Here is a 21,511-nt window from a genome sequence, read left to right on the forward strand (position 1 = left end):
AATCCCAAGTAAACGACTTGGGATTTTTTTGTTTTTATACATAAACTTCTAACAATGTAGCGTCTTTGGCGTGTATTTCGAAATCTTTTATTGCTGCCGGCAATAATAATGTTTCTCCTTTTTTTATGGTCTCTGAAACGCCATTTGCAGAAATCTCGGCATCACCTTCAACACACATATAAATTAAAAAAGAATCTTCTTTATTCTCCTTTTTTAAGGTTTCGGTAACTTTTAAATAACTTGTTGTAAAGTATGGACAACTTACCATTTCATTCGAGGTATTCTCAGTCTTTTTGTAAGTCACTCTAAAATTGTCCGGCATATTAAAATCGATAGCATCGATTGCCAAATCGTTGTGTAGTTCACGTTCATTACCTTGATCGTCTACGCGATCCCAGTCGTATACACGGTATGTAATATCACTGGTTTGCTGAATTTCGGCAACCATAACACCGGCACCTATGGCATGTACTCTACCCACTTCAATAAAATAAGTGTCTCCGGTTTGTACCTTATCAAAATTTAAGATTTTTGTTAAGGTTTTATTTTCTAAATGTTCCAGATATTTTTCAGGCGTCATATCCTGATTAAAACCTACTATTAAATTTGAATCGTCATCGGCTTGAAATACATACCACATTTCGGTCTTACCAAACGAATTATGTCTTTTCGCTGCCAACTCATCGTTTGGATGTAACTGAATAGATAAATCTTCCTTTGCATCAATAAACTTAATTAATAACGGGAACTTATTTTCGAAAACTTTATAGTTCTTTTCACCTATTAAATCACCTTTATAGGTTTCTAACAATTCTTTTAATGATTGCCCTTTTAAACTTCCGTTAGAAACTATTGAAGTATCGCCTTCAACATCGCTAATCTCCCAGCTTTCGCCAATATTAGGCAGATTAGACTCTTTATTTAATACTGTTTTTAATTTTTGACCTCCCCAGATTTTATCTTTCAATATCGGGGTAAATTTTAATGGATACAATTGACTCATAGTTTAGGTTCCTGAATAGGTTACAAAGTTTCGAGGTGTTTCGTATAAGGTAACCTCAAGACTTAAATCTTGTTTTAGTTTAGGTTTAATTTGATTATAAATATATACTGCTATGTTTTCGGTTGTTGGGTTCAAGGTTTTAAACGCTTCAACTTCCAAATTCAAATTTTTATGATCCAAGGGCTCTTCAACTTCTTCTCTTATAATATCTTTTAAGATCTTCATATCCATAACAAACCCTGTTTCTTCATCTATCTCTCCGGTTACACTCACCACCAAATCGTAATTATGTCCGTGGTAATTAGGATTGCTGCATTTGCCAAATACCTCCAGATTTTTTTCGTCGCTCCAGCCTTCCTTAAAAAGCCGGTGAGCAGCATTAAAATGCGCTTTTCTGTTTACCGTTACTTTCATTATTTTGTGACGTTAATGTGCTGATAAAATTTATCGAAAATAATTTTAAACCACTCGGTATAAATTTCCGGTTGCTCGGCTATATCTTCCTTTACAGCTTCTAAAGGCATCCATTTCCAGGCTTCAACCTCATCCGGATTAATGTTAGGACTATCGTTACAATATCCAACCATAACATGATCGAACTCATGTTCGGTTAAACCATTATCAAAAGGCGCTTTATAAATAAACGAAGTTGTTTCTTTTAGGTCTGCAACAAACCCCATTTCTTCCTGTAAACGGCGTTTACCAGCTGCTAAATTAGACTCGCCTTCACGCTGATGACTACAACAGGTGTTGGTCCATAATAAAGGCGAATGGTATTTATGAGCTGCACGTTGCTGTAACATCAGTTCATTTTTATCGTTAAATATAAATACTGAAAATGCGCGGTGTAATAATGCTTTTTCGTGGGCCTCCATTTTTGGCATTAAACCAATTGGCTCATCTTTTTCATTGACTAAAATGACTTGTTCTTCTTTCATAGTGTAACAAAAGTACAAAATACAACGAGGTTTACTAATGGTTTAAAATATCTTTTTTAAACACAATGCCCTGCTTGAATACATATGTTTAATTCACTAAATAAAATGAAATCAGTATTTATAATAATTTTAAGTTAAAGCTATTATTGTTATTTAATTTGCATTTATTAATAGTATCTTTGCAGCCCATTTGCAAATTATAATTATGAGTTTTCAAAAAGAGATTAACAGACGTCGTACCTTTGGTATTATTTCGCATCCCGATGCCGGTAAAACAACATTAACCGAAAAATTACTTCTTTTTGGTGGTGCTATTCAAGAGGCTGGAGCTGTAAAAAGTAATAAAATCAAAAAAGGTGCTACGAGTGACTTTATGGAAATTGAGCGTCAGCGTGGTATATCGGTGGCAACCTCTGTATTGGCCTTTGAATACAATGGCACTAAAATTAATATTTTAGATACACCTGGTCACAAAGACTTTGCTGAAGATACTTTTAGAACACTTACCGCTGTAGATAGCGTTATTGTGGTTATAGACGTTGCAAAAGGGGTTGAGGAACAAACCGAAAAACTAGTTGAAGTTTGTAGAATGCGAAACATTCCTATGATTGTTTTCATTAACAAATTAGACCGTGAAGGTAAAGATGCTTTCGACCTACTTGATGAAGTAGAACAAAAATTAGGATTAAAAGTAGTGCCTTTAAGTTTCCCTATTGGTATGGGTTACGAGTTTAAAGGTATTTATAATATCTGGGAGAAAAACGTAAACCTTTTCAGTGGTGATAGCCGCAGAAACATTGAAGAAACCATTGAAATTTCAGACTTATCGTCTCCTGAATTAGATAAATTGGTTGGTGAAAAATCGGCCAACACCTTACGTGACGAGATAGAACTTGTTTCAGGAATCTATCCTGAATTCGATAAAGACGAATATTTAAGCGGAAACCAACAACCTGTATTCTTTGGTTCGGCCTTAAATAACTTTGGTGTTCGCGAGCTTTTAGATTGCTTTGTTGAGATTGCACCGAAACCAAGACCAAAACAAAGTGAAGAGCGTTTAATTAATCCTGACGAGAAAAACTTTACCGGATTTGTATTTAAAATACACGCCAATATGGATCCTAATCACAGAGACCGTCTGGCATTTATAAAAATTGTTTCAGGTACTTTCGAACGAAATAAACCTTATTTACACGTTAGACATGGCAAGAAATTAAAATTCTCAAGTCCTAACGCTTTCTTTGCAGAGAAGAAAGAAATTGTAGACATCTCTTACCCTGGTGATATTGTTGGTTTACACGATACCGGAAACTTTAAAATTGGCGACACCCTAACCGAAGGAGAAACTATAAACTACAAAGGAATCCCTAGTTTCTCTCCGGAACACTTTAGATATATTAATAACGCCGATCCTTTAAAATCTAAACAATTATACAAAGGTATCGATCAGTTAATGGACGAAGGGGTTGCGCAGTTATTTACCTTAGAATTAAATGGAAGAAAAGTAATTGGTACCGTTGGTGCCTTACAGTACGAAGTTATTCAGTACCGTTTGGAACACGAATACGGTGCGAAGTGTTCTTACGAAAATTTAAACGTTCATAAGGCATGCTGGGTACAGGCCGAAGACGAAAAAAGTGAAGAATACAAAGAGTTTTTACGTGTAAAACAACGTTACTTAGCCAAAGACAAACACGAACAGTTAGTCTTTTTAGCAGACTCGGCATTTTCGCTGCAAATGACACAGCAAACCTACCCGAGTATTAAATTCCATTTTACATCTGAATTTTAAATTAGAACAATACTAAATTATTATAATTCATCAACTTTAATTCCGGCATATTATCGGGTATATAGAACGTTGGTCAAGTAAATTACACTACAACGTTGTAGTTAAGTAAATTTGTAACACGTTCATACCCCGAAAAATTGCTAAAACCTATGAAAACAGAAGCTAATACTTTCAGTAATTCGGAAATTACTGTGACTTATGAACCGAATGTTTGCATACACGCTGAGAAGTGTATAAAAGAATTATCAGATGTTTTTAGAACATCTATAATTCCCTGGATTGATTTGGACGGAAGTGATGCAGAACGCATCATTAAACAAGTTAACCGCTGTCCGTCTGGCGCCTTACAATTCAAAAGAAAACTGATTGTAAAAAAGGCCGAGATTAAGAAAAAACCAGTTCTTGAAACAGCTGTTTAAACAAAAAAAGTCCCATTGAAATTTTCAATGGGACTTTTTTTTTTAGCCTGAATTGTTTGCTCTAAACATCAAAACTCATATTTAAAAGATTCTGAAATTAATTAGCTCCGCTGAATCTTCGATTTCAGAATGACAAGCCTTCTAATTTTGCCCTTAAGCCTGACCAGTAGGTCCAAAATTCAATGGAATTGGTGGTTGCTCGTAATCTTTAATTTCACCGTGAGCATTTTCAAAACGAGATACATTTTCAGCTAAGGCTTTTAATAATCGCTTTGCGTGTTGTGGCGTTAAAATAATTCTAGATTTTACCTTACTCTTAGGTACACCAGGCATAATATTTACAAAGTCAACAACAAATTCAGATACCGAATGATTGATGATGGCCAGATTAGAATATTGCCCGTCAGCAATTTTTTCATCTAATTCAATATTAATTTGTCCTTGTTTTGGTTTATCGTTTTCGTCAGTCATGTTTGATATATTTTTAAAATTAAAAAGCCTTCGAGTATAAAAATACAAGAAGGCTTTTATGTTTAAAGACTCCTGCCTTCGCAGGAAATCTTATTAGTTATAATTTAATTCTTGCTTTACTTGCATCATTTCGTCGAATTCTTCTTTAGAACCAACGATAATGTCTTGGTATTTACGTAAACCTGTACCTGCAGGAATTCTGTGTCCTACAATTACATTTTCTTTCAAGCCTTCTAAGTTATCAATCTTACCAGCTACTGCTGCTTCGTTAAGTACCTTAGTAGTTTCCTGGAACGACGCTGCCGAAATAAATGATTTCGTTTGTAACGACGCTCTTGTAATACCTTGTAATATAGGCGTAGCGGTTGCTGGTCTAGCATCTCTAGCCGATACCAATGCTTTATCTTCTCTTCTTAGTAATGAGTTCTCATCTCTTAACTGACGAGCAGAAACAATCTGTCCGTTTTTAAGGTTTGTAGAATCTCCAGAATCTTCAACAACTTTCAATCCGAAAATGGCATCATTTTCCTGAATGAAATCTGCTTTGTGAACTAATTGATCTTCTAAGAATAAGGTATCACCAGAATCGATAATTTGTACTTTACGCATCATCTGTCTAACAACAACCTCGAAGTGTTTATCGTTAATTTTCACCCCTTGTAAACGGTATACCTCTTGTACTTCGTTTACTAAGTATTGTTGAACAGCTGAAGGTCCTTTAATATTTAAGATATCTTCCGGAGTTACAGAACCATCTGATAAAGGCATACCTGCTTTAACGTAATCATTCTCTTGTACAAGAATCTGATTCGATAATTTAACTAGGTACTTCTTAACTTCACCTAACTTAGATTCAACAACGATCTCACGGTTACCACGTTTGATTTTACCGAAAGAAACCACACCATCAATTTCACTAACTACAGCTGGGTTAGATGGGTTACGTGCTTCGAATAACTCGGTTACACGTGGTAAACCTCCTGTAATATCCCCTGCCTTAGCAGATTTACGAGGAATCTTAACTAATACCTTACCAACAGTAATCTTATCTCCATCATTAATCATTAAGTGAGAACCTACCGGTAAGTTGTAAGAACGCATTGTTTCACCTTTAGAATCTTCGATATGAAGTGTTGGAATTAACTTCTTATTTCTAGATTCAGAGATTACTTTCTCTTGGAAACCTGTTTGCTCATCAATTTCTACTTGGTAAGTTACCCCTTGCTCGATATTTTCATATCTCACTTTTCCGGCGAATTCTGAAATAATTACACCGTTATATGGATCCCAAGAACAAACGACATCACCTTTACTTAATTCCTGACCGTTTTCGATCATTAAAGTAGAACCGTAAGGAATGTTATTCGTACTTAATGCAATACCAGTTTTCTTATCGATTAACTTAATCTCAGTTGTACGAGAAATAACAATATCAACTTCGTTTCCTTCGCTATCAGTACCTTTAACCGTTTTTAAATCTTCGATTTCAGCGATACCGTCAAACTTAACGATTAATTTATTTTCTTCTGAAATGTTACCAGCAATACCCCCTACGTGGAACGTACGAAGTGTTAACTGTGTACCAGGCTCACCAATAGACTGTGCTGCCACAACTCCAACTGCTTCACCCATTTGAACCATTTTACCGGTTGCAAGGTTACGACCGTAACATTTAGCACAAATACCTTGTAAAGCTTCACAACTTAAAGCAGAACGTACTTCGATTTTCTCTAATGGAGAATCTCCAATAGCTTTCGCAATATGATCTTCAATTAATTGTCCTGAAGCAACCAATAACTCATCTGTTAATGGATGGTAAACATCGTTTAATGATACACGTCCTTCAATTCTTTCAGCTAAAGTTTCAACAACTTCATCATTTTTCTTTAATGGCTCTACTTCTACACCTCTTAATGTACCACAATCTTCAGAGTTGATGATAACATCTTGAGAAACGTCTACTAAACGACGTGTTAAGTAACCAGCATCTGCCGTTTTAAGAGCGGTATCCGCAAGACCTTTACGAGCACCGTGCGTAGAGATGAAGTATTCTAAAATTGAAAGACCTTCCTTAAAGTTCGAAAGAATCGGGTTTTCAATAATCTCTCCACCACCTGCATTCGATTTTTTAGGTTTCGCCATTAATCCACGCATACCTGTTAACTGACGAATCTGCTCTTTCGAACCACGCGCTCCAGAATCAAGCATCATGAATACCGAGTTAAATCCTTGTTGGTCTTCACGAATACGTTTCATAGACAACTCGGTTAACTCTGCGTTGGTCGATGTCCAAATGTCAATCACCTGGTTGTAACGCTCGTTGTTGGTAATAAGTCCCATGTTATAGTTACCTGTAATACCCTCAACTAAACCGTTAGCTTTATCAATCATACCTTGTTTTTCAGCTGGGATAATAATATCACCTAAACTGAATGATAATCCACCCTGGAATGCAAACTTAAATCCTAAAGTTCTAATCGCATCTAAGAAATCTGCGGTTTCAGGAACTGAAGTATATTTAAGAATTTGTCCAATAATATCTCTTAACGACTTTTTAGTAAGTACCTGGTTTATATAACCCGCGGCCTGTGGCACGTGTTGGTTAAATAATACACGACCAACAGTTGTTTCAATAATTGTTGGAGCTAACTTACCATCTTCGTTAATATCTAAAGTTCTTACTTTAATACCGGCATTTAAGTCTACACGCTTTTCGTTGAAAGCAATTTCTACTTCCTCTGGTGCGTAGAATGTTAATCCTTCACCTTTAACAACTAACTCAGGTGTAGATTTACGGTGCTTAGTCATATAATAAAGACCAAGAACCATGTCCTGAGAAGGTACTGTTACCGGTGAACCGTTTGCTGGATTTAAGATATTGTGAGAGGCCAACATTAATAACTGACACTCTAAAATAGCTTCTGGGCCTAACGGTAAGTGAACTGCCATCTGGTCACCATCGAAATCCGCGTTAAACGCCGTACACACTAATGGGTGTAATTGAATCGCTTTACCCTCGATTAACTTAGGTTGGAACGCTTGAATACCCAAACGGTGTAACGTAGGAGCACGGTTTAGTAATACTGGATGTCCTTTAAGAACGTTTTCCAAGATATCCCAAACCACAGGCTCTTTTTTGTCAATAATTTTCTTAGCAGACTTAACTGTTTTTACAATACCTCTTTCAATTAATTTTCTAATTACGAAAGGCTTGTAAAGCTCAGCCGCCATATTTTTTGGTAAACCACACTCATAAAGTTTTAACTCCGGTCCAACAACAATTACCGAACGCGCCGAGTAATCAACACGTTTACCAAGTAAGTTTTGACGGAAACGCCCTTGTTTACCTTTTAATGAATCTGATAATGATTTTAACGGTCTGTTAGAATCTGTTTTTACCGCTGATGATTTACGTGTGTTATCAAATAACGAATCTACAGATTCCTGTAACATACGTTTTTCGTTACGTAAAATTACCTCTGGTGCTTTAATCTCAACAAGTCTCTTAAGACGGTTGTTACGGATAATTACACGACGGTATAAATCATTTAAATCTGACGTTGCGAAACGACCACCATCTAATGGCACTAACGGACGTAATTCTGGTGGAATAACAGGGATTACTTTCATAATCATCCACTCCGGACGGTTCTCTCTGTTATTGTTAGACTCACGTAACGATTCTACAACTTGTAAACGTTTTAAAGCTTCAGTTTTACGTTGCTTAGACGTTTCTGTATTTGCTTTATGACGTAATTCGTATGATAATGATTCTAAATCAATTCTAGCTAATAATTCAATCAAACACTCAGCTCCCATTTTAGCTAAGAACTTGTTTGGATCTGAATCATCTAAATACTGGTTATCATTCGGAAGGGTTTCAAGAATATTTAAGTATTCTTCTTCTGTTAAGAAGTCCATTTTTTGTAATGGTTCTCCTTCTTCATTTTTAGCGATACCTGGCTGAATTACTACATAACGCTCGTAGTAAATAATCATATCTAATTTCTTAGACGGTAACCCTAATAAATAACCTATTTTATTTGGTAACGAACGGAAATACCAAATGTGAGCGATTGGCACAACTAAGTTGATGTGTCCAACTCTATCACGACGTACTTTCTTTTCTGTTACTTCAACACCACATCGGTCACAAACGATACCTTTGTAGCGAATTCTTTTATATTTACCACAAGCACACTCGTAATCCTTTACAGGACCAAAGATACGCTCACAGAATAAACCATCTCTTTCTGGTTTATGAGTTCGATAATTGATAGTTTCAGGTTTTAAAACCTCACCTCTAGACTCTGCTAAAATAGACTCTGGTGACGCTAAACCAATTGAGATCTGATTAAATCTCTTTACTGTATTCTTATCTTGTTTTCTTGCCATAATATATGGTGCTATCGAATTATTTGTAAACTTTTAGCATACCGCTTAAAGCAATTTAAGCGGTATGCTGTATATTATTCCTCTAATCTAATGTCTAATCCTAGACCTTTCAATTCGTGCATTAATACGTTGAAAGATTCTGGTAATCCAGGATCTGGCATTGGTTCACCTTTTACGATTGCTTCGTAAGTTTTAGCTCTACCAATTACATCATCAGATTTTACAGTTAAGATCTCTCTTAAAGTACTTGATGCACCATATGCTTCAAGTGCCCAAACCTCCATCTCACCAAAACGCTGACCACCAAACTGAGCTTTACCTCCTAATGGTTGTTGCGTAATTAATGAGTATGGTCCAATAGAACGTGCGTGCATCTTATCGTCTACCATGTGACCTAACTTAAGCATGTAGATAACACCTACTGTTGCTGGCTGGTCGAAACGATCTCCAGTACCTCCATCATAAAGGTAAGTATGACCGTATCTTGGGATACCTGCTTCGTCTGTAAGTTCATTAATTTGATCGATAGTTGCACCGTCGAAAATAGGAGTCGCGAACTTACGACCTAATTTTTGACCTGCCCAACCAAGTACAGTTTCGTATATCTGACCAATGTTCATACGAGAAGGTACACCAAGTGGGTTAAGAACGATATCTACAGGAGTTCCGTCTTCTAAGAATGGCATATCTTCTTCACGAACGATACGTGCAACAATACCTTTGTTACCGTGACGTCCTGCCATCTTATCACCTACTTTAAGTTTACGTTTCTTAGCAATATAAACTTTTGCTAATTTAATAATACCTGATGGTAACTCGTCTCCTACAGAGATTGTAAACTTCTCACGTCTTAAAGAACCTTGTAAGTCGTTTTCTTTAATCTTGTAGTTGTGAATTAAATCTGCAACAAGTTGATTTGTATGATCATCAGTCGTCCATTTTCCAGACACCAAGTGCGCATAATCATCAACAGCATTTAACATTTTAAGCGTGAATTTCTTACCTTTTGGTAATACTTCTTCACCTAAATCGTTGTAAATACCTTGAGCAGTTTTACCATTTACGACGTTGAATAATTTCTCGATTAAAACTTCTTTTAATTCATCAAATTTTCTATCGTAAATACCTTCTAATGCTACGATATCATCTTTATCCTGAGCACGTTTACGTTTATCTTTAACGGCTCTAGAGAATAATTTCTTGTCGATAACAACACCGTTTAATGATGGAGATGCTTTTAATGAGGCATCTTTTACATCACCGGCTTTATCACCGAAGATAGCTCTTAATAATTTTTCTTCCGGAGTTGGGTCGCTTTCTCCTTTTGGAGTAATCTTACCAATTAAGATATCGCCAGGCTTAACTTCAGCTCCAATGCGAATCATTCCGTTTTCATCTAAATCTTTAGTAGCTTCTTCAGATACGTTAGGGATATCGTTAGTTAACTCTTCGTTACCTAATTTAGTATCTCTAACCTCTAATGAGTACTCATCGATGTGGATAGATGTAAAGATATCTTCACGTACAACACGCTCAGAAATTACAATCGCATCCTCAAAGTTATAACCTTTCCAAGGCATGAAGGCAACCTTCATGTTTCTACCTAAAGCAAGTTCTCCTTTTTGTGTCGCATAACCTTCACATAAAACTTGACCTTTCTTTACAACATCACCTTTAACAACAATTGGCTTAAGGTTGATAGAAGTTCCCTGGTTGGTTTTTCTATATTTTACTAATTGATACGTTTTAACGTCGCTGTCGAAGCTTACTTTTGCTTCATCTTCAGTACGCTCGTAACGTATTTGAATTTCGTTTGCATCTACGTAAAGTACTTCTCCATTTCCTTCTGCATTAATTAATACACGAGAATCTGAAGCTACCTGACGCTCTAAACCAGTTCCAACAATCGGCGACTCTGGCAATAATAATGGTACTGCCTGACGCATCATGTTCGATCCCATCAACGCACGGTTCGCATCATCATGCTCTAAGAACGGGATTAACGAAGCCGAAATAGATGAAATCTGGTTAGGCGCAACGTCTGTATAGTGGATGTGCTCTGGTTCAATTACCGGGAAATCACCCTCCATACGAGCAATTACCTTATCGTGTAATATTTTACCATCGTTATCTACTTTTACAGTAGCCTGCGCGATTAATTTACCCTCTTCCTCTTCAGCACTTAAGTAAATAGGATCGTTTTTAATATCAACAGTTCCATTATCAACTGGACGGTAAGGTGTTTCAATGAATCCCATTGAGTTTACCTTCGCGTAAACAGATAATGACGAAATTAATCCAATGTTTGGTCCCTCAGGAGTTTCAATCGGACATAAACGACCATAGTGTGTATAGTGAACGTCACGAACCTCGAAACCTGCTCTTTCACGAGAAAGACCTCCAGGTCCAAGAGCCGATAGACGACGCTTGTGTGTAATCTCGGCTAATGGATTGGTTTGATCCATGAACTGAGATAACTGGTTTGTACCAAAGAACGAGTTAATTACCGACGATAATGTTTTTGCATTAATTAAGTCGATTGGTGTAAATACCTCGTTATCACGAACGTTCATACGCTCACGGATAGTACGTGCCATACGTGCTAAACCAACACCAAACTGTTGAGATAATTGCTCACCTACAGTACGTACACGACGGTTAGATAAGTGGTCAATATCATCAATCTCTGCTTTAGAGTTGATAAGCTCGATTAAATATTTTATAATGGTAATGATATCTTCTTTGGTAAGCACTTGCTTATCCATTTCGATATCAAGATTTAATTTCTTGTTCATTCTGTAACGACCTACTTCACCTAAAGAGTAACGTTGGTCACTAAAGAATAATTTATCTATAATACCACGTGCTGTTTCCTCATCTGGCGGCTCAGCGTTACGTAATTGTCTATAGATATGCTCAACAGCCTCTTTTTCAGAGTTTGTTGGGTCTTTTTGTAATGTATTGTGAATGATGGCGTAATCTCCCTGTTCTGCACTTTCTTTGTGTAACAGAATAGTTTTTACGTCTGCATCGATGATTTCTTCTATGTTGTCTTTATCTAGAATAGTATCACGATCAAGAATAATCTCGTTACGCTCGATAGATACTACCTCTCCTGTATCCTCGTCAACAAAATCCTCGTGCCATGTGTTAAGTACACGTGCTGCAAGTTTTCTTCCTTGGTATTTTTTTAATCCAGATTTAGAAACTTTAATTTCTTCAGCAAGATCGAATATCTCTAAGATATCTTTATCACGCTCAAAACCAATTGCTCTAAATAATGTTGTTACAGGTAACTTTTTCTTTCTGTCAATGTAAGCATACATTACCTGGTTAATATCGGTAGCAAACTCAATCCAAGATCCTTTAAACGGAATAACTCTGGCTGAGTATAACTTTGTTCCATTAGCATGGAAAGACTGTCCGAAGAATACACCTGGCGAACGGTGTAACTGAGATACTACAACACGCTCTGCTCCGTTAATTACGAAAGTACCGCTTGGAGTCATGTAAGGAATAGTTCCTAAGTACACATCTTGAACAATAGTTTCGAAATCCTCGTGTTCAGGGTCTGTACAATATAACTTTAATCTTGCTTTAAGCGGAACGCTGTAAGTAAGTCCTCTTTCTATACACTCATCTATAGCGTATCGTGGTGGATCTACGAAGTAATCTAAAAATTCTAAAACAAATTGATTACGTGAATCTGTAATTGGAAAGTTTTCCATGAAGGTGTTATATAAACCTTCATCACCTCTTTCTTCCGATTTAGTTTCTAACTGGAAAAAATCCTGGAAGGATTTAATCTGAATATCCAAGAAATCTGGGTATTCTGTTCTATTAACAATAGACGAGAAATTTAATCTTTCAGCTTGTGTTGACAACATCAATGGACGGAATTATGATTAAAAATAATAAAAGTTGTGGCGTATGTAAATGTTATATACGCAAAATGGTTTAGGTCTTGAAGGTAACCTCCAGACCTAAACCTTTATGTTTTGTAAAAGCTAAGCTTATTTAAGCTCAACCTCAGCTCCTGCTTCTTCTAAAGATGCTTTTAAGCCTTCAGCTTCGTCTTTAGATACTCCTTCTTTTAAGTTACTTGGAGCTCCGTCAACTAATTCTTTAGCTTCTTTTAATCCTAAACCAGTTAATTCTTTAACTAATTTAACTACTGCTAATTTAGATGCACCAGCTGATTTTAATACTACGTCAAACTCAGTTTGAGCTTCTTCAGCCTCACCACCAGCAGCAGGACCAGCAACAGCAACTGCAGCAGCAGCAGCAGGCTCAATACCGTACTCTTCTTTTAATATAGTAGCTAACTCGTTTACTTCTTTTACTGTTAAGTTAACTAATTGTTCTGCGAAATCTTTTAAATCTGCCATTTTCTATCGTTTTTAATAAATTTTTAATTTTAATATAATTGTAATATAGTGCGTACTATGCTAATACTATCCTTCTTTTTCAGATAGTGTTTTAAGAATACCAGCTAATTTACCACCGCTTGATTTAAGCGCTGAAACAACGTTCTTAGCAGGCGATTGTAATAATCCAACAATCTCTCCTAATAACTCCTCACGAGACTTGATGTCTACTAAGGCGTCTAATTGGTTGTCGCCGATATAAACTGCTTCCTCAATAAACGCTCCTTTTAATAAAGGTTTTTCAGCTTTTTTACGGAAGTTTTTAATTAACTTAGCTGGCGCATTACCTGTTTCAGAATACATTACGATTGTATTTCCTTTTAAAACAGAAGGAAGATCTTCGAAATTTTTCTCTGAAGCTTCCATTGCTTTTTCAAGTAATGTGTTTTTAACAACTGCCATTTTCACGTTTGCTTTAAAAGCAGCACGACGAAAATCTGAGGTAGTTCCTGCGTTTAATCCAGAAATATCTGCTAAATAGATATTTGCATTGTTAGCTAATTCTAATGTTAACTCCTCAATTACTTGTGATTTTTCTTCTCTTGTCATAATAAAAGTATTTAACTAATTAACTAACTTTTGGATCAACAGCAACACTAGGACTCATTGTACTAGAAAGGAAAATACTTTTAACGTAAGTACCTTTAGCAGCAGTTGGCTTAAGTTTTATTAATGTTTGAATTAATTCATTTGCGTTATCTGCGATTTTATCAGCACTGAAAGATGCTTTTCCAATTGCAGCGTGAACGATACCAGTTTTATCAACTTTAAAGTCAATTTTACCAGCTTTCACTTCTGTTACAGCTTTAGCGATGTCCATAGTTACTGTACCAGTTTTTGGGTTAGGCATTAAACCACGAGGACCTAATACACGTCCTAATGGACCTAATTTACCCATAACACTTGGCATAGTGATGATAACATCTACGTCAGTCCATCCGTTCTTGATTTGATCAAGGTACTCATCTAAACCTACGTAATCTGCTCCAGCTTCTTTAGCTTCTGCTTCTTTATCTGGAGTTACTAATGCTAATACTTTCATGTCTTTACCAGTTCCGTGAGGTAATGATACTACCCCTCTTACCATCTGGTTAGCTTTACGAGGATCTACTCCTAAACGTACAGCGATATCAACTGAAGCGTCAAATTTAGTGTTAGTAATTTCCTTTACTAACTCTGATGCTTCGTTAAGAGAGTAAATTCTCCCTTTTTCAATCTTTGCTAAAGCTTCTTTTTGCTTTCTTGTTAATCTTGCCATTTTCTAATGTTTTTAAAGATTAAGAAGGGAATTGACCTGTTACGGTGATACCCATTGATCTTGCTGTTCCAGCAACCATAGTCATAGCAGATTCTAATGTAAATGCATTTAAATCCTGCATTTTATCTTCTGCTATAGTCTTGATTTGATCCCATGAAACTTTAGCTACTTTTTTTCGGTTAGGCTCTCCTGAACCTTTTTTAATTTTGGCCGCTTCTAATAATTGTACTGCAGCTGGAGGAGTTTTAATAACGAAGTCGAAAGACTTGTCTTTATAAACCGAAATAACAACAGGTAAAACTTTTCCAGCTTTATCCTGAGTTCTAGCATTAAATTGCTTACAGAACTCCATGATGTTAACACCAGCAGCACCTAAAGCGGGTCCAACCGGTGGCGACGGATTCGCAGCACCTCCCCGAACTTGTAACTTAACTACTTTACTTAATTCTTTTGCCATTTTTAATAATTTAGTGTGATAAACTTTTAGTTGGAAGCAAAAAGCCTATCCTTTTATATAGTGTAACAATTATTATACTTTTTCAACCTGCATATAGCTTAACTCTAATGGTGTCTTTCTTCCAAATATCTTAACCATTACTTCAAGCTTACGCTTTTCTTCATTTATTTTCTCGATAGTTCCATCAAACCCGTTGAATGGTCCATCGATAACTTTTACTGTTTCTCCTTTTGTAAAAGGAATAGCTACATTTGATGTTTCTTCAACAGATAACTCATCTACCTTACCTAACATTCTGTTTACTTCAGATTGTCTTAACGGCACAGGATCTCCTCCTTTTGTTTCACCTAAAAATCCAATTACGTTAGTAACCGATCTAATGATGTGAGGAACCTCTCCTGTTAGGTTGGCTTGAATCATAATATAGCCAGGAAAAAATACTTTTTCTTTGTGTGTCTTTTTTCCGTTTCTTATCTGAACAACACGTTCTGTAGGAACCAATACCTGATCAACATAATCCTGCATTCCTAAACGAGCGATTTCATTCTCGATATAGGTTTTAATTTTATTTTCTTGACCACTTACGGCTCTAACAACGTACCATTTTTTTTCACTCACCTCAGACATAAAATTTCAGTTTTCCCGTTAGTTAATCAGTTGAAAATAAAAAGCCATAAACTTGCTAAATACGGTATCAACTCCCCATATTGCTAAGGAAAATACGATAGAGAACACAGCCACTAAAACAGTTAAACTTTGTGCTTCTGCCCAAGTTGGCCAACTTACATTGTTTTTAAGTTCGCTAAATGATTCTTTTATGTAATTTACAATTCCAGCCATTTATTTATTTTTTATCAACAGATTAAAATTTCAGTTATTCGCTCTAAAAAAGCTCCCCAAAACTCTTACATCCTTATTTATTGAAAGGAACCTAAAATTAAGTTCCTTATTGCACGGGTTGAGAGACTCGAACTCCCGACACCTGGTTTTGGAGACCAGTGCTCTACCAACTGAGCTAAACCCGTAGATATGTTAAGGTATCTGTATCTCTAAAGATACCTTAACATTATGTCTATTAAACTGTATTAGTCTAAAATCTCAGTTACCTGACCAGCACCTACAGTTCTACCACCTTCACGGATCGCGAAACGTAAACCTACGCTCATTGCGATTGGTTGAATTAATTCAACAGTGATAGTTAAGTTGTCTCCTGGCATTACCATCTCAACTCCTTCTGGTAAAGAAATGTTACCAGTTACGTCAGTTGTACGTACGTAGAACTGTGGACGGTAGTTGTTGTGGAATGGAGTGTGACGTCCACCTTCTTCTTTCTTAAGGATATAAACCTCAGCTTTGAATTGTTTGTGTGGTGTTACAGAACCTGGCTTAACGATAACCATACCTCTTGAGATTTGGTTTTTATCGATACCTCTTAATAAGATACCTGCGTTATCTCCAGCTTCACCTCTATCTAAAATTTGACGGAACATCTCGATACCAGTGATAGTAGAAGTTAATTTCTCAGCACCCATACCAATGATTTCTACTGGATCTCCAGTTTTAGCAATACCTGTTTCGATACGACCAGTTGCTACAGTACCACGACCAGTAATAGAGAATACGTCTTCGATTGGCATTAAGAAAGGCTTATCGATCTCTCTTAATGGCTCTTCGATCCACTCATCACAAGCATCCATTAACGCCATAACAGTATCAACCCATTTTGCTTCACCATTTAAAGCTCCTAAAGCAGAACCTGAAATTACAGGACCATTATCTCCATCGTACTCGTAGAAAGATAATAAATCTCTAACTTCCATTTCTACTAACTCTAATAACTCTTCATCGTCAACCATATCCACTTTGTTCATGAATACTACGATACGAGGAATACCTACCTGACGACCTAATAAGATGTGCTCACGAGTTTGTGGCATAGGACCATCAGTTGCAGCTACTACTAAGATAGCACCATCCATTTGCGCAGCTCCAGTTACCATGTTCTTAACGTAATCGGCGTGACCTGGACAGTCAACGTGTGCGTAGTGACGTTTTGCAGTTGAATATTCTACGTGAGATGTATTAATAGTAATACCTCTTTCTTTCTCTTCCGGAGCGTTATCAATTTGATCAAATGATTTCGCTTCTGATAAACCTGCATCAGCTAATACTTTAGTAATAGCAGCAGTTAAAGTTGTTTTACCGTGATCTACGTGTCCAATTGTACCAATATTTAAGTGTGGTTTTGAACGATCGAAAGTTGCCTTTGCCATGTTTTTTAAATAATTTAATCTTAGTTATATAATAATATTAGTGTATTCTAATCTTTCTTCTTCTAAAATAGAGCCAATGACGAGATTTGAACTCGTGACCTCTTCCTTACCAAGGAAACGCTCTACCCCTGAGCTACACCGGCCTTAAATATTAGAGCGGGAGACCGGGTTCGAACCGGCGACATTCAGCTTGGAAGGCTGACGCTCTACCAACTGAGCTACTCCCGCAATTATTTAACAATTCCTTGTTTAGTTGAGACAAAATAAATTGTGGGGAGAGCAGGATTCGAACCTGCGAAGACATAGTCAGCAGATTTACAGTCTGCCCTCGTTGGCCGCTTGAGTATCTCCCCAATTTTACCTTATTTTATCTTACTTTATTTTAAAGAACTTGAGCCGATAGAGGGACTCGAACCCACGACCTGCTGATTACAAATCAGCTGCTCTAGCCAGCTGAGCTATATCGGCTTATTTTTCCTTTTTTACGCATAAAAAAGTCCGCTATTTCTAACGGACTGCAAATGTATATATAAATTTCATTATTCAAAACATTTTTTGAAAAATATTTTCATAAATGTGCTCTTAATTTCTCTTTTCGCTTTTTAAGTTGTCTTTCTAACGATGCTGCAGCGGTATCTGCACCCTCTTCGAAGGTTTTGCATTGCTTTTTAACAACAAAACTATCACCGGGCACACTAAGCCTCACTTCAAATATTTTATTCTCTTTATCACTGGTATTTTCAACTTTTAAAAACACATCAGACTGAATGACTTTGTCATAAAACAAATCTAATTTATCCATACGCTTTTGGATAAAATCTATTAATTTTCTATCAGCATTAAAATTAACGGATTGCGTGTTTACTTTCATACTACTTAGTTTTTTGGTTAAACATTAATTCAAACTATTTCTTGCTTCTGGGATGTGTATTAACGTGCACTTTTTTTAACTCGGCAATACTATTATGTGTATAGACCTGAGTGGCCGCCAAACTCGTGTGCCCGAGAAGCTCTTTTACAGCATTTAAATCGGCACCTTGATTTAGTAAATGTGTTGCGAAAGAATGCCTTAGAATATGTGGACTCTTTTTTACCTTAGAAGATGCTTTACTAAAATAATCATTTATTATTCTGTAAACAAGTGTTTCGTATATTTTAGCACCTTTTTTTGTTAAAAAAAGAATTTCGTTGTCTACCACAATATCCAACGTATTTCGCACTTCTAAATACTGATGCAATGTTTTCAATACTGAACCTAATAACGGGAGTATGCGTTCTTTATTTCTTTTACCTAATACTTTTAACGTTTTATTATTAAAGTCGATGCTGTTCATTTTTAACTGCACTAATTCAATGCGACGTATTCCGGTTGAATAAAACAACTCTATAATTAACTTGTCTCGTATCCCTTCAAAATCATCTTCGAAATTAAAATCTTCAAGCACCTGCACTATTTCAGTTTCCGAAAACGGTACCCGTATTTTCTTTTTTGTTTTTAATGCTTTGTGTTTAACTAAAGGATTAACCTGAATGGTTTCGGTTTTTAGAAGAAACTTATAATAGGAATTTAAAGAGGATATTTTTCGATTCACACTTCGGTTTGACAAACCCTTTTCTACCAAAGTCACAATCCAAGCTCTTATTTGACCGTAATGAACTTCTTTAAGATCCTGCATTTGGTAATTGATTTGAATAAATTCTAAAAATTCATTTAAATCGGTTTGATAGGCTTTTACCGTTAATGCCGAGTAATGCTTTTCTAACAACAAATAATCTATAAAAGACTTAAAGGGCATATGCTATTCTGGTTTATAATTACAAGGTACATAATTAAAATAAAAAATCGATTCAGATGATACTATTCCCTGAATCGATTTTCTTTTTTCAACACAAATCATATGCTTGTTAAAACATTCCCCTTATACTTTTATACAGTACAAAAATAACAACCAAACTTAACATTAACCCCAAACCTGCAAAAAGACTACTTGATTTTACTGCAGGTTCTACACTTTGCATTTGAATTACTAACGGCTTAAAAGTTTCTGAACTTACATCTAAAGTAATTTCTCCCAACATAAGGCTATCGGCCTGATTGTCGAACACCTGATACACATCTATATCATGAGTCATCACTTCATAAATAACAGCATCGTAATTAAATGTAAACGCCTCTATTGGTATCTCTTTACTTGGCTCCAGCTTAAAATTCACAACCAGGAAAGGAATAACACCATGATGTCCTCCATAATTCGAATCGTCTTCATTAAAAGTAGAAAAAGAAAAAACATCAACCTTCCAATTCTGATTTTCACTTTGTACATGAACATGCTTTTGAAAGTAAACTTTCATAAAAGCTGTATCTATATGCTCTGGATTTATTCTTTGTTTGATTGCAGACTCCAACTCTCCTAAAGGAAGCACAGCTTTTCCAATAATATGTGTTCCGTCTAGTTTTAAAGAAACTTTAGTTCCTGGTAAAGGATGTGCAAATGCATAGCAACTTATAAACAAGACGCCGCATAGCGTAACTATGTATTGCTTCAAATTAGTTCCCGCCATAATCGCCATTTTTATCTCTCCATACTGAATGCGGATGTGGATCTGAAAGAATCACCCCATTCTGAACACTAAATTCAATCCAAACCGAAGGGCCGTCTATACGAACATAATCTCCTTTAGTAGTCATGGTTGTTGTTCCCGAATAAGACACATAGGTATTGCTCAACTCGTTTTCGTAAGTTGTTAAAATATCTGCAGCGTCATCATCAGCGATATCTAACACATAAGTTTTTATCGCTGCCATAACCAACTCCTGCTGAGCACTGGTTAAAGTTCCTACCTGTACACCAGAAGCTGTTGATGGAAAATTATCATCTGATTGCGGACCACACAATAAATCATTCCAAGTTCCACTTAACTTAGCAGTGGTTAATTCTGAGCTTGACAACCCTTCCAACATCTCTGAAAATGCATCGCGTTCTTGATTTAAAGGCTGATTAGATTCACTGTTATAAGTAAAGGTTCCATACGGTTCTATACCTCTAAACGATGGTGTCGCCCCGACTAGCACGCCACCCTCATAAGTGTTAGCCAAAGCAAAATGATGCCCTCCAAACATAATCTCCCATAAGCCTGTTGTTGAAGGTGTTCCCAAAATAGCAATGTAATAATTTCCAGCACCATAACCACTACCTCCTCCTGCAGCATTCAAATAATCATCAGCATTTAGTGTCTGTTCAATCTCTTCCCAACCTTCATTACTTGTTGTTCCTGCGGCCGCTTTAATCAAAGCTTTCGCATAAGACACCTTAGTATCGGTCATTTCTCCAAAAGATAGCCCTGGTCTATTTCTGTAGATTGATTCAGGAAAATTAGACCACTTTTTAGCTGTGGTTGTACTGTAAGACAATTGCACCGTTGTTTGTTCTGATGAACTTAACTGCGATAGAAAGGCCTCTGCAATACAAACCAACTGATTGATGCCCGTCTCAGAATCACAGGTTGTAATATCTATAGGGTCGGCTGTTGTACTCCCCGTTTCCTCTTCTGTTTCCGAACTTGAAGTTCCGTTATCACTACTACAGCTTAAAACCAACATAGGACACATGAGCATAATAACAACATAATTAAAAAATCTTTTCATAGTTTACTTAGTTTTAAATCAGGCTTCAATATTAATATCAAACTGATTGTCAAACCAATAAAACAGACCAACTCTAAAGATGTATTGACCAATCATCAAGAAGTTTCTTCGAAACAGATTTTACTAATCGTGATTTTAGGACAAAAAAAATCCCGCTTAAATAATTAAGCGGGATTTTTATGTATGAGTTAGAATCTACTAGATATCTTCTGCATCTCTAAGTCTTTGAATGTATTGTGCTTTTTGAATTTGCGCTCTACGCTCAACTGAAGGCTTTGTAAATTGCTTACGCGACTGTAATTGACGCTTAGCACCAGTTCTATCGAACTTTCTTTTAAAACGCTTTAGCGCTCTATCTATATTTTCTCCTTCTTTAATTGGTATAATTAACATAGTGTCTTAACCTCCTCTCTTTTAGCATTTCGGGCTGCA

At 36.3% G+C, this 21,511-nt stretch carries 20 protein-coding genes and 5 tRNA genes; 2 read left to right on the forward strand and 23 right to left on the reverse strand.

The features are described from left to right. Window positions 1-34: 34 nt before the first annotated feature. Genes NO995_RS01885 through idi form a run of 3 tightly spaced genes read right to left on the reverse strand, consistent with a single transcriptional unit; the run spans window position 35 to window position 1,941 of the window. Entirely contained in the window at window positions 35-1,003 is a 969-nt protein-coding gene (locus NO995_RS01885; protein WP_258226055.1) for a type I phosphomannose isomerase catalytic subunit, read from the reverse strand. Between the two features lie 3 nt (window positions 1,004-1,006). After that, entirely contained in the window at window positions 1,007-1,417 is a 411-nt protein-coding gene (locus tag NO995_RS01890; protein ID WP_240571619.1) for a 6-carboxytetrahydropterin synthase, read from the reverse strand. After that, on the reverse strand, window positions 1,417-1,941 hold the full coding sequence (gene idi / locus NO995_RS01895; RefSeq protein ID WP_258226056.1) for an isopentenyl-diphosphate Delta-isomerase: 525 nt from the start codon (window positions 1,939-1,941) through the stop codon (window positions 1,417-1,419). Before idi ends, NO995_RS01890 begins: the two co-directional genes overlap by 1 nt. 205 nt (window positions 1,942-2,146) lie before the next feature. Here idi and NO995_RS01900 point away from each other — a divergent pair, with 205 nt between their 5' ends. Both NO995_RS01900 and NO995_RS01905 read left to right on the forward strand, forming a co-directional pair. Further along, a complete protein-coding gene (locus NO995_RS01900; RefSeq protein ID WP_240571623.1) occupies window positions 2,147-3,733 on the forward strand; it encodes a peptide chain release factor 3 in 1,587 nt (528 codons plus the stop codon). A gap of 149 nt (window positions 3,734-3,882) precedes the next feature. Continuing rightward, window positions 3,883-4,152: a (4Fe-4S)-binding protein gene (locus NO995_RS01905; RefSeq protein ID WP_240571626.1), complete on the forward strand. Its 270-nt coding sequence runs from the start codon at window positions 3,883-3,885 to the stop codon at window positions 4,150-4,152. 153 nt (window positions 4,153-4,305) lie between these two features. Here NO995_RS01905 and NO995_RS01910 read toward each other — a convergent pair whose 3' ends face one another. The 20 genes from NO995_RS01910 to rpsU all read right to left on the reverse strand — a co-directional run bounded on the left by NO995_RS01910 (window position 4,306) and on the right by rpsU (window position 21,472). Continuing rightward, window positions 4,306-4,623, reverse strand: a complete 318-nt coding sequence (locus NO995_RS01910; RefSeq protein ID WP_240571628.1) for a DUF3467 domain-containing protein — start codon at window positions 4,621-4,623, stop codon at window positions 4,306-4,308. Between the two features lie 93 nt (window positions 4,624-4,716). Further along, window positions 4,717-9,018 carry a DNA-directed RNA polymerase subunit beta' gene (rpoC, locus tag NO995_RS01915; RefSeq protein ID WP_258226057.1) on the reverse strand — a complete coding sequence of 1,434 codons (4,302 nt, stop codon included), beginning with the start codon at window positions 9,016-9,018 and terminating at the stop codon, window positions 4,717-4,719. A gap of 74 nt (window positions 9,019-9,092) precedes the next feature. Then, complete coding sequence (gene rpoB / locus NO995_RS01920) at window positions 9,093-12,905, reverse strand: DNA-directed RNA polymerase subunit beta (RefSeq protein WP_240571633.1); 3,813 nt, start codon at window positions 12,903-12,905, stop codon at window positions 9,093-9,095. 126 nt (window positions 12,906-13,031) lie between these two features. Next, window positions 13,032-13,406 (reverse strand): 50S ribosomal protein L7/L12, encoded by a 375-nt coding sequence (gene rplL / locus NO995_RS01925; protein ID WP_240571635.1) that lies wholly within the window; start codon window positions 13,404-13,406, stop codon window positions 13,032-13,034. A 66-nt stretch (window positions 13,407-13,472) separates the two neighbouring features. Then, window positions 13,473-13,994, reverse strand: coding sequence for a 50S ribosomal protein L10 (gene rplJ, locus NO995_RS01930; protein ID WP_240571636.1), 522 nt, complete (start codon window positions 13,992-13,994; stop codon window positions 13,473-13,475). Window positions 13,995-14,013: 19 nt separating this feature from the next. Continuing rightward, window positions 14,014-14,703 carry a 50S ribosomal protein L1 gene (rplA, locus tag NO995_RS01935; RefSeq protein WP_240571637.1) on the reverse strand — a complete coding sequence of 230 codons (690 nt, stop codon included), beginning with the start codon at window positions 14,701-14,703 and terminating at the stop codon, window positions 14,014-14,016. Window positions 14,704-14,722: 19 nt separating this feature from the next. Next, the gene (gene rplK / locus NO995_RS01940; protein WP_240571638.1) at window positions 14,723-15,160 is read right to left on the reverse strand and encodes a 50S ribosomal protein L11; all 438 of its coding nucleotides are present in this window, start codon (window positions 15,158-15,160) and stop codon (window positions 14,723-14,725) included. A 72-nt stretch (window positions 15,161-15,232) separates the two neighbouring features. Further along, window positions 15,233-15,787: a transcription termination/antitermination protein NusG gene (gene nusG / locus NO995_RS01945; RefSeq protein WP_240571639.1), complete on the reverse strand. Its 555-nt coding sequence runs from the start codon at window positions 15,785-15,787 to the stop codon at window positions 15,233-15,235. A gap of 18 nt (window positions 15,788-15,805) precedes the next feature. After that, window positions 15,806-16,000, reverse strand: coding sequence for a preprotein translocase subunit SecE (secE, locus tag NO995_RS01950; protein ID WP_188215006.1), 195 nt, complete (start codon window positions 15,998-16,000; stop codon window positions 15,806-15,808). A 112-nt stretch (window positions 16,001-16,112) separates the two neighbouring features. Continuing rightward, a tRNA-Trp gene (locus tag NO995_RS01955) sits at window positions 16,113-16,185 on the reverse strand. 60 nt (window positions 16,186-16,245) lie between these two features. Further along, window positions 16,246-17,433: an elongation factor Tu gene (gene tuf / locus NO995_RS01960; protein WP_240571641.1), complete on the reverse strand. Its 1,188-nt coding sequence runs from the start codon at window positions 17,431-17,433 to the stop codon at window positions 16,246-16,248. A 71-nt stretch (window positions 17,434-17,504) separates the two neighbouring features. Then, a tRNA-Thr gene (locus NO995_RS01965) sits at window positions 17,505-17,576 on the reverse strand. Between the two features lie 12 nt (window positions 17,577-17,588). Then, window positions 17,589-17,661 (reverse strand) — tRNA-Gly (locus NO995_RS01970). Between the two features lie 43 nt (window positions 17,662-17,704). Continuing rightward, a tRNA-Tyr gene (locus NO995_RS01975) sits at window positions 17,705-17,786 on the reverse strand. A gap of 41 nt (window positions 17,787-17,827) precedes the next feature. Beyond that, a tRNA-Thr gene (locus tag NO995_RS01980) sits at window positions 17,828-17,901 on the reverse strand. Between the two features lie 100 nt (window positions 17,902-18,001). Then, window positions 18,002-18,304, reverse strand: coding sequence for a ribosome hibernation-promoting factor, HPF/YfiA family (gene hpf / locus NO995_RS01985; RefSeq protein ID WP_240571643.1), 303 nt, complete (start codon window positions 18,302-18,304; stop codon window positions 18,002-18,004). A 34-nt stretch (window positions 18,305-18,338) separates the two neighbouring features. Then, window positions 18,339-19,229 carry a tyrosine-type recombinase/integrase gene (locus NO995_RS01990; protein ID WP_258226058.1) on the reverse strand — a complete coding sequence of 297 codons (891 nt, stop codon included), beginning with the start codon at window positions 19,227-19,229 and terminating at the stop codon, window positions 18,339-18,341. A gap of 109 nt (window positions 19,230-19,338) precedes the next feature. Next, entirely contained in the window at window positions 19,339-19,995 is a 657-nt protein-coding gene (locus tag NO995_RS01995) for a hypothetical protein (RefSeq protein ID WP_258226059.1), read from the reverse strand. Then, window positions 19,982-21,079, reverse strand: coding sequence for a DUF3500 domain-containing protein (locus NO995_RS02000; protein ID WP_258226060.1), 1,098 nt, complete (start codon window positions 21,077-21,079; stop codon window positions 19,982-19,984). The genes NO995_RS01995 and NO995_RS02000 overlap by 14 nt, the downstream gene beginning before the upstream one ends. A gap of 198 nt (window positions 21,080-21,277) precedes the next feature. Beyond that, on the reverse strand, window positions 21,278-21,472 hold the full coding sequence (gene rpsU / locus NO995_RS02005; RefSeq protein WP_240571650.1) for a 30S ribosomal protein S21: 195 nt from the start codon (window positions 21,470-21,472) through the stop codon (window positions 21,278-21,280). Between the last annotated feature and the right edge of the window lie 39 nt (window positions 21,473-21,511).

Origin of the sequence: Aestuariibaculum sp. M13 (genome assembly GCF_024723255.1) — a bacterium.
Classification (GTDB): Bacteria; Bacteroidota; Bacteroidia; order Flavobacteriales; family Flavobacteriaceae; genus Aestuariibaculum; species Aestuariibaculum lutulentum.

Coding starts and splice junctions, on each gene's coding strand:
- NO995_RS01885 (WP_258226055.1), bottom strand. CDS start 1,003: ATGAGTCAATTGTATCCATTAAAATTTACCCCGATATTGAAAGATAAA.
- NO995_RS01890 (WP_240571619.1), bottom strand. CDS start 1,417: ATGAAAGTAACGGTAAACAGAAAAGCGCATTTTAATGCTGCTCACCGG.
- idi (WP_258226056.1), bottom strand. CDS start 1,941: ATGAAAGAAGAACAAGTCATTTTAGTCAATGAAAAAGATGAGCCAATT.
- NO995_RS01900 (WP_240571623.1), top strand. CDS start 2,147: ATGAGTTTTCAAAAAGAGATTAACAGACGTCGTACCTTTGGTATTATT.
- NO995_RS01905 (WP_240571626.1), top strand. CDS start 3,883: ATGAAAACAGAAGCTAATACTTTCAGTAATTCGGAAATTACTGTGACT.
- NO995_RS01910 (WP_240571628.1), bottom strand. CDS start 4,623: ATGACTGACGAAAACGATAAACCAAAACAAGGACAAATTAATATTGAA.
- rpoC (WP_258226057.1), bottom strand. CDS start 9,018: ATGGCAAGAAAACAAGATAAGAATACAGTAAAGAGATTTAATCAGATC.
- rpoB (WP_240571633.1), bottom strand. CDS start 12,905: ATGTTGTCAACACAAGCTGAAAGATTAAATTTCTCGTCTATTGTTAAT.
- rplL (WP_240571635.1), bottom strand. CDS start 13,406: ATGGCAGATTTAAAAGATTTCGCAGAACAATTAGTTAACTTAACAGTA.
- rplJ (WP_240571636.1), bottom strand. CDS start 13,994: ATGACAAGAGAAGAAAAATCACAAGTAATTGAGGAGTTAACATTAGAA.
- rplA (WP_240571637.1), bottom strand. CDS start 14,703: ATGGCAAGATTAACAAGAAAGCAAAAAGAAGCTTTAGCAAAGATTGAA.
- rplK (WP_240571638.1), bottom strand. CDS start 15,160: ATGGCAAAAGAATTAAGTAAAGTAGTTAAGTTACAAGTTCGGGGAGGT.
- nusG (WP_240571639.1), bottom strand. CDS start 15,787: ATGTCTGAGGTGAGTGAAAAAAAATGGTACGTTGTTAGAGCCGTAAGT.
- secE (WP_188215006.1), bottom strand. CDS start 16,000: ATGGCTGGAATTGTAAATTACATAAAAGAATCATTTAGCGAACTTAAA.
- tuf (WP_240571641.1), bottom strand. CDS start 17,433: ATGGCAAAGGCAACTTTCGATCGTTCAAAACCACACTTAAATATTGGT.
- hpf (WP_240571643.1), bottom strand. CDS start 18,304: ATGAAAGTAAACACGCAATCCGTTAATTTTAATGCTGATAGAAAATTA.
- NO995_RS01990 (WP_258226058.1), bottom strand. CDS start 19,229: ATGCCCTTTAAGTCTTTTATAGATTATTTGTTGTTAGAAAAGCATTAC.
- NO995_RS01995 (WP_258226059.1), bottom strand. CDS start 19,995: ATGGCGGGAACTAATTTGAAGCAATACATAGTTACGCTATGCGGCGTC.
- NO995_RS02000 (WP_258226060.1), bottom strand. CDS start 21,079: ATGAAAAGATTTTTTAATTATGTTGTTATTATGCTCATGTGTCCTATG.
- rpsU (WP_240571650.1), bottom strand. CDS start 21,472: ATGTTAATTATACCAATTAAAGAAGGAGAAAATATAGATAGAGCGCTA.